A 13,823-nucleotide genomic window follows, 5' to 3' on the forward strand; every position below is an offset into this window, starting at 1 on the left:
TGGCGGCGAGCGCCGCGCCGGTTCGATATCGACGGGCCCCGACTCCGTCGATGACGCGAGTCGAGGCCCCGGGACCGTGGCATGAATCGCCGCCTCCCCGTCCCGCGAGGAGGCGGCGCGCCGACGGACCCTGTTAGAAGGTCTGGCCCAGCGAGAACTGGAAGAACTGGGTGTCGTCGTCGCTCTTGGCGTTGAGCGGCTCGGCGATGCTGAAGGTCAGCGGCCCCACCGGCGTCAGCCAGGAGATGCCGAGACCCACGCTGTAGCGTAGCTCGCCCAGGTCGACGCCGGAGCTGCAACTGGACTGACCGGCTTCCTCGTCGCGCACCGCATAGCAGTCGGTGAGGAAGGTGTTGCCGGCGTCCACGAACACCGACGGCTGCACCGAGCGCTTGTCCTCGACGAAGGGCATCGGGAAGATCAGCTCGGCGCCGCCCTCGACCAGCACGTTGCCGCCCAGGGTCCGGTCCTCGTCGGCGTCGCCACCCACGGGCGGCGTGGTATTGGGCCCCAGGGTGTTGCTGGTGAAGCCGCGCACCGATCCCAGGCCGCCGGTGTAGAAGTTCTCGTAGAACGGATAGGGATCGTTGCCGATGCTGTCGGCGTAGCCGACCTCGCCGCGCAGCTTGAACGACCAGGTCTGCTCCTCGTTGATCGGGAAGAAGTGCCGGGCGCGGGCGCGCAGCTTGTAGTACTCGGCGTCGCTGCCGGGCACCGCGGTCTCCAGCGACAGGCGCTGGTAGTTGCCGGCGGTGGGCATGATGCCGCGGTTCAGCGCGTTGCGGGTCCAGCTGGCGGTCAGTTTGAAGGCCTGGGCGTTGTCGCCCTGGTCATCGACGTAGCGCTGGATCTCCGAGGCTGTGTCCCGATAGGTCTCGATGGTCAGGTCCTCGATGTCGGCGCCGAAGTTGAGCCGGGTCAGCTCGTTGATCGGGTAGCCGAAGTTGATGCCGCCGCCATAGGCATCCGTCGAGTAGGTCGAGATGTCGGAATCCTCGTAGTCGGTCTCGCGGTAGAACAGGTTGTAGCCGCGCGAGATGCCGTCGAGGGTCCAGTAGGGATCGGTGAAGCCGAAGTTCAGATTGGTGTAGGTGTCGCTGCGCTGGGCGCCGATGTTGACCCGGTTGCCGGTGCCCAGGAAGTTGTTCTGGGACAGCGAGGCGCCATAGATCACGCCGGCGCTCTGGGAGAAACCGATGCTTGCGGAGATCGAGCCGGACGGCTGCTCCTCGACGTTGTAGGTGACGTCGAGCTGGTCGTTGGAGCCGGCCACCGGCTCGGTCTGCACCTCGACCTGCTTGAAGAAGCCCAGCCGCTCCAGGCGCTCCCGGGACTGGCTGATCGACTCGGTGGACGCCGGCGCCCCCTCCATCTGGATCATCTCGCGGCGCAGCACCTCGTCCTGGGTGGTGGTGTTGCCGACGAACTCGATACGACGCACGTAGGCGCGGCTGCCCGGCTCGACGCGGAAGGTCAGGTCGACGGTGCCGTCGCTGCGCGTCTCGGGGATGCCGTCGACGTTGGCGAAGGCGAAGCCCTCGGCGCCGAGCCGCGAGCGCAGCGCCTCGGAGGAGGCGGTCACGTCGCTGCGCGAGAAGGTCTCGCCGCTCTGTACTTCGAGCAGATCGCGGGCCTCGCGCTCGGGGATGCGCAGGTCGCCGGCGAAGGCGATATCGCCGAGGCGGTAGCGCTCGCCCTCGCTGACGTTGATGGTGATGAAGATCTTCGACTTGTCGGGACCGATCGAGACCTGGGTGGAATCGATGGTGAAATTGACGTAGCCGCGATCCAGATAGTACGAACGCAGCCGCTCCAGATCGCCGGACAGTGCCTGACGGGAGTACTCGTCGCTGGAGAACCAGCCGAAGAACCAGCCCGGCTTGTCCTCGAGCTCGAGGACGTCGCGCAGGGTATCGTCGTCGAAGGCCTGGTTGCCGACGATGTTGATCTGGCGGATCTTGGCCACCGCGCCCTCGTCGATGTCGATGTCGACCTGCACGCGACCCTGGCCGAGGTCCTGGACCTCGGTGTCGATGCTGGCACTGTAGCGGCCCTGGGCCTGATAGACGCCGGACAGCTCGCGCTGGATCTCTTCCAGGGTCGAGAGCTGCAGCACCTGGCCCTCGTCGAGGCCGGCCTCGCGCAGGCCACGGCGCAGCTCTTCCTCGGGGATCTGGCTGTTGCCCTCGATGTTGAGGCTGGTGATGGTGGGGCGCTCCTCCACCTCGATGATCAGCACGTCGCCGTCACGGGCCAGCTGGATGTCCTCGAACAGGCCGGTGGCGAACAGCTGTCGGGCCGCCTCGGCCAGCTCGCGGTCATCGACCCGATCGGGTGCATTGACAGGAAAGGCATTGAAGACGGAGGCCGCCGATACGCGCTGCAGCCCCTCCACTCGTATGTCCTTTACGTCGAAGGTTTCCGCCTGTGCCGTGCCGGCACCGGCGAGCAGCAGCGCCGCCAGTCCGATGGTCTTGATCTTCATGCAGTCGATTCGCTCGCGTTGATCTGCCTACCTGTCCAGACAGGCACCTTATACATTTGCACGGGCAACTGACAAGCCAGGAGCCGGTTACCAGAGCCGCATCAGGTCGAAATACAGCGCCATCAGCATCAGGGTGCCGACCAGCGCCAGGCCGACGCGCAGACCGATGGCCTGGGTGCGTTCGGACACCGGCCGCCCGCGAACCGCCTCCACCAGGTAATACAGCAGGTGGCCGCCGTCGAGCACCGGGATCGGCAGCAGGTTGAGCACGCCGAGGCTGATCGACAGGTAGGCCAGGAAACTGACGAAGCTCTCGAGCCCGGAGCGGGCCGAGTCGCCGGCGATACGGGCGATGGTGATCGGTCCGGAGAGGTTCGACGGCGAGATCAGCCCGACCAGCATCTTGCGGATCGCATCCAGGGTCAGCACGGTCATCTCGCCGGTGCGCGACACGGCCTGCCCCACGGCGGCCAGGGGGCCGTAGCGGATCTCGCGGCGGTATTCTTCCGGCCAGGGCACCGATGCCACGCCGGCCCCCACATGTCCGATGGTGGTGCCGTCGTCGAGGGTCCGAGGGCGCGGCGTCAGCGACAGCGAGCGACGCTCGCCGTCGCGCGCCACGCTCAGCGACAGGGCCTCACCGGGCCGCCCGCGGACCCGCTGGACGAAGCCGCCCCAGTCGACCACCGGTTCGCCGTCGACGGCCAGGATCTCGTCGCCGGCCGCGAGGCCTGCCTCGGCCGCCGGCTCGCCGTCCACCACCTGGCCGAGCACCGCGGGGATCTGCGGGCGCCAGGGCGTCACGCCGAGGGTGTCCAACGGCCGAGGCGGATCCTGACGCACCAGCCAGTCCTGCACCGGCAGGCGATGCTCCCGGACCCGGCTGTCGCCCTCGTCGCGGGCGCTCACCGTCAGCTCGCCGCTGGCTCCGATGGCCGATACCAGCTCGAGGTTGATGTCTTCCCAGGAGCGAACGCTGGCCCCTCGCACCGCGGTGATCTCCTGCCCGGCGGCGAGACCGCCGCGAGCGGCCGGCGAGTCAGGCGCGACCTCGCCGATCACCGGCACCACGGTGGTGGTCCCGGCGACGAACAGCAGCCAGTAGGCGACCAGCGCCAGCAGGAAGTTGGCCAGCGGCCCGGCAACGACGATGGCGATGCGCCGCCAGACGCCCTGGCGATTGAAGGCCAGGTGGCGCTCGTCGTCGGGGACCGGCGCCTCGCGCTCGTCGAGCATCTTGACGTAGCCGCCCAGAGGAATCGCCGCCACGGCGAATTCGGTGCCGTGGCGGTCGACCCGCGACCACAGCGGCTTGCCGAAGCCCACGGAGAAGCGCAGCACCTTGACGCCACAGCGCCGGGCGACCCAGAAGTGGCCGAACTCATGGAAGGTGATCAGCAGGCCGAGCACCACGATCACGGCCAGCACGTTCTGGATCAGACCCATGGCTATCTCCGGTAAAGTTGTCGAAAGTCGGCGCTAGCGGCGCCCCAGCCGGACCTCGGCCTCGCGGCGCGCCCGGGCATCGGCGTCGAGGATGCCCACCAGCTCGGTGGCCGGCTCCGGCGGGCAGGCCTCGCGCACCCGCGAGACCAGCTCGCCGATTCCGGCGAAGCCCAGCCGGCCGTCGAGGAAGGCCTCCACGGCCACCTCGTTGGCGGCGTTGAGCACCGCCGGCGCCGTGCCGCCGTCCTCCATGGCCTCGCGGGCCAGCCGCAGGCAGGGGAAGGCGGCCTCGTCGGCGGGCTCGAAGTCGAGCCGTGCGACCTGGAAGAGATCGAGCGCCTCCACGCCGGCATCGAGGCGCTCGGGCCAGGACAGTCCGTAGGCGATCGGGGTACGCATGTCCGGGTTGCCCAGCTGTGCCAGCACCGAGCCATCGGCGTAGGCGGCCATGGAATGGATCACGCTCTGCGGATGCACCACCACCTGGATCTGCGACGGCCGAGCGTCGAACAGCCAGCAGGCCTCGATCAGCTCGAGCCCCTTGTTCATCAGGGTGGCGCTATCCACCGAGATCTTGCGCCCCATCGACCAGTTGGGATGGGCGCAGGCCTGCTCGGGGGTGACGCCGGCCAGCGCCTCGGCCGACCAGCCGCGGAAAGGGCCGCCCGAGGCGGTCAGCAGCAGCTGGGTGACGCCGTGGCGCGCGAGTCCGCCGCGATGTTCGACGGGTAGACACTGATAGATAGCGTTATGTTCGGAATCGATCGGCAGCAGGGTCGCGCCGTGACGGTCCACCGCGTCCATGAACAGCGCCCCGGACATCACCAGCGCTTCCTTGTTGGCCAGCAGCACCCGCTTGCCGGCCCGCACCGCGGCGAGCGTCGGCAGCAGTCCGGCGGCGCCGACGATGGCCGCCATGACCACGTCGACCTCCGAGGCCTCGCTGACCTCGACCAGCGCCTCCGGGCCGCAGCGCACCTCGGTGACAAGCCCCGCCTCGCCCAGCCGCTCGCGCAGCCAGGCGGCGTCTTCCTCGCGCTCGAGCACGGCCAGCGCCGGGGCGTGGACACGACACTGGGCCAGCAGCGTCTCGCGGGAGCGATGGGCGGTCAACGCATGGACCCGGTAGCGCTCGGGATGGCGGGCCAGCACGTCCAGGGTGCTGACGCCGATCGACCCGGTGGCGCCGAGCACGGTGACGGACTGTGGCCGACTCATGCGCCGAGCCCTCCCGCCAGCAGCGCGAACAGCGGCACCGCGGCGCACAGGCTGTCGATGCGATCGAGCACCCCGCCGTGACCGGGCAACAGCTGGCTGGAGTCCTTGATGCCGCGATGGCGCTTGAGCATGCTCTCGAGCAGGTCGCCGACCACCGAGGCCAGGGTGACCACGGCGGTGGCGGCCACCAGCGCCAGGGTCGCGCCGAACGACAGGGCCTGCCAGTCGGCGAACACCAGCGCCAGCAGCCCGGTCACCACCAGGCCACCGATGACGCCCTCGCGGGTCTTGCCGGGACTGACCCGGGGCGCCAGCTTGCGCTTGCCGAGCGACTTGCCGACGAAGTAGGCGCCGATGTCGGCGCCCCACACCAGCAGCAGCACGAACAGCAGCCACACGCCGCCGGTCTCATGCAGCACGTTGAAGCCGACCCAGGCCGGCAGCAGCACCCACAACCCCATGGCCAGACGCATGGCAGTGGAGCGCCACTGGGCGAGGCGCGCCGGATAGCCGACCACCCAGCGCAGGTTGACGAGCCAGCCCAGGGCCCCGAGCCACAGCGGCCAGCTCGCCAGGTGCTGGCCGGTCAGGCCCAGCAGCGCCATCAGCGCGCCCAGGCCCAGCACCGGCTTCCAGCGACGGGCGCCGGCCTCGAGGCCGGCCAGGTTGGCCCATTCCCAGGCCCCGAGCAGCACGATGGCCGCGGTGAACAGCGCGAAGGCGATGCCGTCGAGCCCGAACAGCCCGACCAGCGCCAGCGGGGCCAGCCAGGCGGCGGTAAGAATGCGTTGTTTAAGCACCTTGCTGAGCCTCGACCTGTTCGTCGGTCATGCCGAAACGGCGCTTGCGCCCGGCGAAGTCGGCCAGGGCCGCGTCGAAGGCCTCGCCGTCGAAGTCGGGCCACAGCAGCGGCGAGAAGTACAGCTCGGCGTAGGCCAGCTGCCAGAGCAGGAAATTGGAGATGCGCTTCTCGTCGCTGGTACGGATGCACAGGTCCACAGGGGCGGTGAGACTCAGTTCGGCGCCGAGCGACGCCTCGTCGATCGCCTCGGGGGCCAGCTCGCCCTCGGCGACCCGCTCGCCCAGCCGCCGGGCGGCCTGGGCGATGTCCCACTGGCCACCGTAGTTGGCGGCGATCACCAGGTGTAGCCCCCGGTTGTCGCCGGTCAGCGCCTCGGCCTGCTCGATGTGCTTCTGAATGGACGTCGAGAAACCGCTGCGATCGCCGATCACCGAGAGGCGGATATCGTGCTGGTGCAGCTTCTTGACCTCGCGCTTGAGCGCGATCAGGAACAGCTCCATCAGGGCGTTGACCTCGACGGCGGGCCGCTTCCAGTTCTCGCTCGAGAAGGCGAACAGCGTCAGGGTCTCGATGCCGCGCTCGGCGGCGCGGCGGATCACCGCGCGCACGGCCTCGACGCCGGCATGATGGCCGCGCACGCCGGACATGCCGCGCGCCCTGGCCCAGCGGTTGTTGCCGTCCATGATGATGGCGACGTGATGCGGCAGGCGATCCCCGTCGGCACGGGGCTGGGGAGACTGGGGTGACGTCATGATGTCTCGCATGGCGGGTGGGACGGGGCGCTCCATGAACGGCGACCCCGAAGGGGCCGCCGGCCCGTCCGTCAGACCTGCATCAGGTCGTGTTCCTTGGATTCCAGGGTCTTGTCGATCTCGGCGACGACCTTGTCGGTCAGCTTCTGGATGGCGTCCTCACCCTGACGTGCCTCGTCCTCGGTGATGTCCTTGTCCTTCAGCAGCGCCTTGATGTCGCCATTGGCGTCGCGGCGCACGTTGCGCACCGCCACCCGGGCGTTCTCGGCTTCCTGACGCGCCTGCTTGATGTAGCCCTTGCGGGTCTCCTCGGTGAGCATCGGCATCGGCACGCGGATCACGTTGCCGGCGCTCGCCGGGTTGAGGCCCAGCTCGGCGGTCATGATGGCCTTCTCGACCTTCGGCACCATCTGCTGTTCCCAGGGCACCACGGTCAGGGTCCGGGCATCCTCGATGTTGACCGAGGCCACCTGGTTGATCGGCACCTGGCCGCCGTAGTAATCGACGGTCACCGCCTCCAGGATGCTGGGGTGCGCCCGGCCGGTGCGGATCTTGTTGAAGTTGTGATGAAGAGCGTCGAGGCTCTTCTTCATGCGACTCTCTGCGTCCTTCTGGATCTCGTCAATCACGTTCTCACCCTCTGTCAATCAGCGTGCCTTCCCGGCCGCCTACCACCAGGTTCAGCAGCGCCCCCGGCTTGTTCATGTTGAACACGCGCACCGGCATGTCATGGTCCCGCACCAGGCAGATGGCGGTCAAATCCATGACCCCGAGCTTCTGGTCGATCGCGTCATCGTAGGACAGCTGCTCGTACTTGACCGCATCGGGATACTTGACCGGGTCCTTGTCGTACACCCCGTCCACCTTGGTGGCCTTGACCACCACGTCGGCGTCGATCTCGATGCCGCGCAGGCAGGCCGCGGAGTCGGTGGTGAAGAAGGGATTGCCGGTCCCCGCGGAGAACATCACCACGTCGCCGGAGGTCAGGTAGCGAATCGCCGTGCGGCGATCATAGTGCTCCACCACGCCGCTCATCGGAATCGCCGACATCACCCGCGAGCGGATGTTGGAGCGCTCCAGCGCGTCGCGCATCGCCAGGGCGTTCATCACCGTGGCCAGCATGCCCATGTGGTCGCCGGTGACCCTCTCCATGCCGGCCTCGTGCAGCGCGGCGCCGCGGAACAGATTGCCACCGCCGACCACGATGCCGACCTGGACGCCGATACCGACCAGCTGGCCGATCTCCAGCGCCATGCGGTCCAGCACCTTGGGGTCGATGCCGAATTCGGCGTCGCCGGTCAGGGCCTCCCCGGACAGCTTGAGCAGGATGCGCTTGTACTTAGAGACCTCGGCGCGAGGCTTGTCGGTCTTGGTGGAAAGTGGCTCGGCACTGCTCATGGCATGTCTCCCGGAAACTCGAGGAATCTGGATGGCCGGATGCACCGGCCGGATACGCGAAGGCGTGCGCTCTCGCGCACGCCATCTTCATGCTGGAACCGGCTGGCGCCTTAGCTGCGCTGCGCCTGTTCCATGACTTCCTTGGCGAAGTCGACCTCTTCCTTCTCGATGCCCTCACCCACTTCGAAGCGGGTGAAGCCAATGACCTCGCCACCGGCGGCCTTGACGTACTCGGCGACGGTCTGGTTGGGATCCTTGACGAAGGCCTGCTCGGTCAGGCTGTTCTCGGCCAGATACTTCTTCAGGCGGCCCTGGACCATCTTCTCGGCGATGTTCTCGGGCTTGCCGGCCATGTCCGGCTGGGCCAGGATGATCGCCTTCTCGGCGTCCAGCTTTTCCTGCGGCATGTTCTCCGGCAGGGCCACGGCCGGATTGATGGCGGCCACGTGCATGGCGACGTCCTTGGCGGCCTCGGCGGTGCCACCCTGGATGACGGTCAGCACGCCGATGCGGCCACCGTGGACATACTCGCCCACGCGGGCGCCTTCCGGCGCTTCGACGACGACGCTGCGACGCACGCCGATGTTCTCGCCGATCTTCTGCACCAGCTGCTCGCGAGCTTCTTCCAGCTCGCCTTCCATGATGGCGGCGACGTCTTCGCTCTTGGCGGCGAAGAAGGCATCGGCCACGCGGTCGGCGAAGGCGGTGAAGTTGTCGTCGCGGGCGACGAAGTCGGTCTCGGAGTTGATCTCGACCATCACGCCGTAGCTGCCGTCTTCGGCAACGCGGGTGACGACGGCGCCTTCGGCGGCGGTACGGCCGGCCTTCTTGGCGGCCTTGAGACCGGAGTTCTTGCGCAGGTTCTCGATCGCGGTGTCGATGTCACCGCCGGCCTCGGTGAGGGCCTTCTTGCACTCCATCATGCCGAGCCCGGTGCGCTCGCGAAGTTCCTTGACCTGAGAGGCGCTGATAGCTGCCATGGTAGTGTCCTCTGAATGGTTCGACCTGGAATGTGGAAACCGGGCCTGAGCCCGGCACGTCCATTACCCGCCCTGAGGCGCGGCGCTTGAGCCGCTCCCGACGCCGGCCGACGCGTTCGCCGGCCGGCACCCGGGCGGGCCGACGATCACTCGGCGGCGGCGTCGCTGGCGTTGTCTTCGGTGACCTCGACGAACTCGTCGGGACGACCTTCCTTCGCACGCGCGCAGGCGTCGGCGATGGCCTTGACGTAGATCTGGATGGCGCGGATGGAGTCATCGTTGCCCGGGATCACGTAGTCGACGCCGTCCGGATCGGAGTTGGTATCCACCACGCCGATGACCGGGATGCCCAGCTTGTTCGCCTCGTTGATGGCGATGCGTTCGTGATCGACGTCGATCACGAACAGCGCGTCGGGCAGGCCGCCCATGTCCTTGATACCGCCGATGGAACGCTCGAGCTTGTCCTGCTCGCGGGTCGCCATCAGGACTTCCTTCTTGGTCAGCTTCTCGAAGGTACCATCTTCGTGCATGGTCTCGAGTTCGCGCAGACGCTTGATGGACTGACGGATCGTCTTGAAGTTGGTCAGCATGCCGCCGAGCCAGCGATGATTCACGTAGGACTGGCCGACGCGGTTGGCCTCTTCCTTGACGATCTTGCTGGCGCTGCGCTTGGTACCGACGAACAGGATCTTGTTGTTCGCGGCGGCCATCTTCTCGATCACCTCGATGGCCTCGTTCAGGGCCGGGAGGGTATGCTCGAGGTTGATGATGTGAATCTTGTTACGAGCGCCGAAGATGAACTTGCTCATCTTCGGGTTCCAGTAACGGGTCTGGTGACCGAAGTGGGCGCCTGCCTTCAGCAGGTCACGCATGTTGACGTGTGCCATGGATGACTCCTGGTAAATCGGGTTAGGCCTCCATGCACCCCATGGATCCGACCGACGGACGCGCCGACGGCACCCGGGACCATGTGCCGGTGCATGTGTGTTTTCAAGGCATTGCGTTGATAAATACAGTCGCGCCCTGACAACGCCGAGGCGCCGCTCGGGCGGCGGGGGATCGGCGATTGCAGGAAAGCGCGCAGCTTTATACCATGGATCACTCTCAAGATGAAGTCGCCCGACGCCTCCCGCGCCCTCGACCCCGGCGACACCACCTCCGAATTCCGAGATTCCATGAACGTACCCATCAAGACGCCCGACGAGATCGAGAAGATGCGTGAAGCCGGCCGCCAAGCCGCCAGCGTGCTCGAGATGATCGCCCCCTACGTCCAGGCCGGCGTCAGCACCGGCGAGATCGATCGGCGCTGCCACGACTACATCGTCGGCGAGCTCGGCTCCACGCCCGCCCCGCTGAACTACCACGGCTTCCCCAAGTCCGTGTGCACCTCGATCAATCACGTGGTCTGCCATGGCATCCCCGACGACGGCAAGAAGCTGAAGAAGGGCGACATCATGAACCTGGACGTCACGGTGAAGACCCCCGACGGCTACCACGGCGACTCCAGCGTGATGTTCATCGTCGGCGAGAGCATCCAGGGCAGCCGCCTGTGCCGCGTCACCCAGGAGTGTCTCTACAAGAGCATCGCCCTGGTGCGCCCCGGCGTCCACCTCTCGGAACTGGCCCGCGTCATCCAGCAGCACGCCGAGGCCAACGGCTACTCGGTGGTGCGCGACTTCTGCGGCCACGGCATCGGCGCCGGCTTCCACGAGGACCCGCAGGTGCTGCACTACGACGGCTACGCCCCGGAGGCGGACATCGCCCTCGAGGAAGGCATGTGCTTCACCATCGAACCGATGATCAACGTGGGCGACCATCGCACCAAGGTGCTGCGCGACGGCTGGACCGCGGTCACCAAGGACAAGGGGCTCACCGCCCAGTGGGAGCACACCCTGCTGGTCACCGCCAACGGCGTGGAGGTGCTGACCGCGCGCAGCGACGAAGACCTCGCCTTCCTCGCCCACTGAGCCGGCCGCCATGCTGCTGCACCACTACGCCTTCACGCCCGACGAAAGCCTGTTCGACGTCGAGGCGTTCCGCGCCGAGCTGAGCGGCAGCCGTTCGCCGATCGCGCCGTTCAAGGCGGCGCTGGCCGAGATCCAGGCCCGCCTCGACGAGCGCTTCCACGCCGGCGCCGACATCCGCGATCTGGTGCACGGCCGCGCCTGGTGCCTCGACCGCCTGCTGGCGCTGGCCTGGCAGCAGCATGACTGGCCCGACGGCATCGCCCTGCTGGCTGTGGGGGGTTACGGCCGCGGCGAACTGCACCCGCATTCCGACATCGACCTGCTGCTGCTGCTCGAACAGGAGGACGACGAGCCCTTCCGCGAGCCGCTGACCGCCTTCATCACCTTCCTGTGGGACATCGGCCTGGAGATCGGCCACAGCGTGCGCTCGCTGTCGGACTGCGAGCGCGAGGCCGCCGCCGACGTCACGGTGATCACCAACCTGCTCGAGTCGCGCACCCTGGCCGGCCCCGAGCGGCTGCGCGAGGCGATGCAGGACCGCATCGCCACCGAGCGGCTGTGGCCGGCGGATCGCTTCTTCGAGGCCAAGTGGCAGGAGCAGATCGCCCGCCACTACCGCTTCAACAACTCCGAATACCACCTCGAGCCCAACATCAAGAGCTCGCCCGGCGGGCTGCGCGACATCCAGATGATCGGCTGGGTCGCCAAGCGCCACTTCGCCACCGAGCGCTACGAGGACATGGTCGACATCGGCTTCATGAACGACGCCGAGCTGCGCATCCTCAGCCAGGGGCAGGCCTTCCTGTGGCAGGTCCGCTACGCCCTGCACATGCTCACCGGGCGCGCCGAGGACCGCCTGCTGTTCGACCACCAGGCCACCATTGCCGAGCTGTTCGGCTATCGGGACACCCCGGAGCGCCTCGCCGTCGAGCAGTTCATGAAGCGCTACTACCGGCATGTGACCGCGCTCGCCGGCCTCAACGACATGCTGCTGCAGCACTTCGACGAGGCCATCCTGCGCGGCGGCGAGCCCCTCGAGACGGTGCCGCTCAACGCCCGCTTCGAGATCACCGGCGGCTACATCCAGGCCCGCACGCGAACGGTGTTCCGCGAGGCGCCCTCGGCGCTGCTCGAACTGTTCCTGCTGATGGCCGAACACCCCGAGATCGAGGGCGTGCGCGCGGACACCATCCGACTGATCCGCGACCACCGCCACCTGATCGACGACCGCTACCGCGAGGACCCGCGCCACCAGCGGCTGTTCATGGCCCTGCTGCGCTCCAGCGGCAACGTCGCCCGCCAGCTGCGGCGCATGAACCGCTACGGGGTGCTCGGCAAGTACCTGCCGGTGTTCGGCCAGGCCGTGGGCCTGATGCAGCACGACCTGTTCCACATCTACACCGTGGACGCCCACACCCTGCGGCTGCTGAAGTGCTTCCACAACTTCCGCAAGCCAGAGGCCCGCGAGACCTACCCGGTGGCCGCCACCCTCATCGCGCAGCTGCCCAAGCTGGAACTGCTGTGGATCGCCGGACTGTTCCACGACATCGGCAAGGGCCGCGGCGGCGATCACTCGCTGATCGGCGCCCGCGACGTCGAGGCCTTCGCCGCCCTGCACGGCCTGTCCGGCCGCGACACCCGACTGGTGGCCTGGCTGGTGGAGCACCACCTGCTGATGTCGATGGTCGCCCAGAAGCGCGACATCAGCGACCCGGAGGTGATCAGCGAGTTCGCCCGCGAGGTCGGCGACGAGACGCGCCTGGACTACCTCTACGTGCTGACCGTGGCCGACATCACCGCCACCAACCCGACGCTGTGGAACGGCTGGCGCGCCTCGCTGCTGCGCCAGCTCCACGCCGAGACCAAACGCGCCCTGCGCCGCGGGCTCGAGAACCCGCTGGAGCGCGACGACTCGGTGCGCGAGACCCGCGACGAGGCCCACTCCCTGCTGGCCACGGTGGGCGCCGACATGGCCCGCGTCGACCGACTGTGGGAATCGCTCGGCGAGGAGTACTTCCTGCAGTACGCCCCCAGCGAGATCGCCTGGCAGACCCAGGGCATCCTCGCCCACCGGGACAGCGCGCTGCCGCTGGTGATGATCAGTGCCCCCACCGCCGACATGGCCGAAGGCGGCACCAAGGTCTTCATCCACACCCGCTCGGTGGACAACCTCTTCGCCGCCACCTCCGCGGCCATGGAGCAGCTGGGCCTGTCGATCCACGACGCCCGCATCGCCACCTCGAGCAACGACTGGACGCTCAACACCTTCATCGTGCTCGACGACGACAACCTGGCGATCCGCGAGCCCGCCCGGCTGGAGGAGATCCATCGCCACCTGGTGGAGGAACTCGACGACCCGGACGACTATCCGCAGATCGTCAGCCGCCACACCCCGCGCCAGCTCAAGCACTTCCGGGTGCCGACCCAGGTCACCATCGAGCAGGATCCGACCGGCGGGCGCACCCTGCTCGAGCTCACCGCCCCGGACCGTCCCGGCCTGCTGGCCCGGGTCGGGCGCATCTTCATGGAGCAGCACATCGCGCTCTCGGCGGCCAAGATCGCCACCCTGGGCGAGCGGGTCGAGGACGTGTTCTTCATCACCGACCGGGACGGCGAGCCGATCACCGACCCCGAGCGCCAGCAGCGCCTGCGCGAGCGGCTGATCGAGACGCTCGACATCCGCGGCTGAGACCTCGTTTGAGGCCCCACCGGGGGTTCCCTATAATCGGCGTCTTGCCCAGCGCTCGATCGAACCACCAGCATCATAACGACGCC

Annotated in this window: 11 protein-coding genes; 2 read left to right on the forward strand and 9 right to left on the reverse strand. The window is 67.8% G+C overall.

Going from position 1 to position 13,823, the window contains the following annotated elements:
• Window positions 1–133: 133 nt before the first annotated feature.
• From bamA to rpsB, 9 genes are all read right to left on the reverse strand, one after another.
• The gene (bamA, locus tag QWG60_RS14440) at window positions 134–2,485 is read right to left on the reverse strand and encodes an outer membrane protein assembly factor BamA (RefSeq protein ID WP_181454226.1); all 2,352 of its coding nucleotides are present in this window, start codon (window positions 2,483–2,485) and stop codon (window positions 134–136) included.
• 87 nt (window positions 2,486–2,572) lie between these two features.
• Window positions 2,573–3,931, reverse strand: coding sequence for a sigma E protease regulator RseP (rseP, locus tag QWG60_RS14445; protein WP_146908419.1), 1,359 nt, complete (start codon window positions 3,929–3,931; stop codon window positions 2,573–2,575).
• A 33-nt stretch (window positions 3,932–3,964) separates the two neighbouring features.
• On the reverse strand, window positions 3,965–5,149 hold the full coding sequence (gene ispC, locus QWG60_RS14450; protein WP_146908414.1) for a 1-deoxy-D-xylulose-5-phosphate reductoisomerase: 1,185 nt from the start codon (window positions 5,147–5,149) through the stop codon (window positions 3,965–3,967).
• Window positions 5,146–5,949 carry a phosphatidate cytidylyltransferase gene (locus QWG60_RS14455; protein ID WP_046078366.1) on the reverse strand — a complete coding sequence of 268 codons (804 nt, stop codon included), beginning with the start codon at window positions 5,947–5,949 and terminating at the stop codon, window positions 5,146–5,148. Before QWG60_RS14455 ends, ispC begins: the two co-directional genes overlap by 4 nt.
• The gene (gene uppS, locus QWG60_RS14460) at window positions 5,942–6,703 is read right to left on the reverse strand and encodes a polyprenyl diphosphate synthase (RefSeq protein WP_035592808.1); all 762 of its coding nucleotides are present in this window, start codon (window positions 6,701–6,703) and stop codon (window positions 5,942–5,944) included. Before uppS ends, QWG60_RS14455 begins: the two co-directional genes overlap by 8 nt.
• A gap of 71 nt (window positions 6,704–6,774) precedes the next feature.
• Entirely contained in the window at window positions 6,775–7,332 is a 558-nt protein-coding gene (frr, locus tag QWG60_RS14465) for a ribosome recycling factor (protein WP_046078367.1), read from the reverse strand.
• A 4-nt stretch (window positions 7,333–7,336) separates the two neighbouring features.
• A complete protein-coding gene (pyrH, locus tag QWG60_RS14470; RefSeq protein ID WP_016853451.1) occupies window positions 7,337–8,101 on the reverse strand; it encodes a UMP kinase in 765 nt (254 codons plus the stop codon).
• A gap of 110 nt (window positions 8,102–8,211) precedes the next feature.
• Entirely contained in the window at window positions 8,212–9,081 is an 870-nt protein-coding gene (tsf, locus tag QWG60_RS14475; RefSeq protein WP_146908411.1) for a translation elongation factor Ts, read from the reverse strand.
• 146 nt (window positions 9,082–9,227) lie between these two features.
• On the reverse strand, window positions 9,228–9,968 hold the full coding sequence (gene rpsB / locus QWG60_RS14480) for a 30S ribosomal protein S2 (protein ID WP_035592703.1): 741 nt from the start codon (window positions 9,966–9,968) through the stop codon (window positions 9,228–9,230).
• 288 nt (window positions 9,969–10,256) lie between these two features.
• On the opposite strand from rpsB, the gene map reads away from it, so the two are divergent.
• Window positions 10,257–11,048: a type I methionyl aminopeptidase gene (gene map, locus QWG60_RS14485; protein ID WP_046078453.1), complete on the forward strand. Its 792-nt coding sequence runs from the start codon at window positions 10,257–10,259 to the stop codon at window positions 11,046–11,048.
• Between the two features lie 10 nt (window positions 11,049–11,058).
• Window positions 11,059–13,737 (forward strand): [protein-PII] uridylyltransferase, encoded by a 2,679-nt coding sequence (locus tag QWG60_RS14490; RefSeq protein ID WP_106487816.1) that lies wholly within the window; start codon window positions 11,059–11,061, stop codon window positions 13,735–13,737.
• Window positions 13,738–13,823 lie beyond the last annotated feature (86 nt).

This window comes from Halomonas halophila, from assembly GCF_030406665.1.
Taxonomy (GTDB): domain Bacteria; phylum Pseudomonadota; class Gammaproteobacteria; order Pseudomonadales; family Halomonadaceae; genus Halomonas; species Halomonas halophila.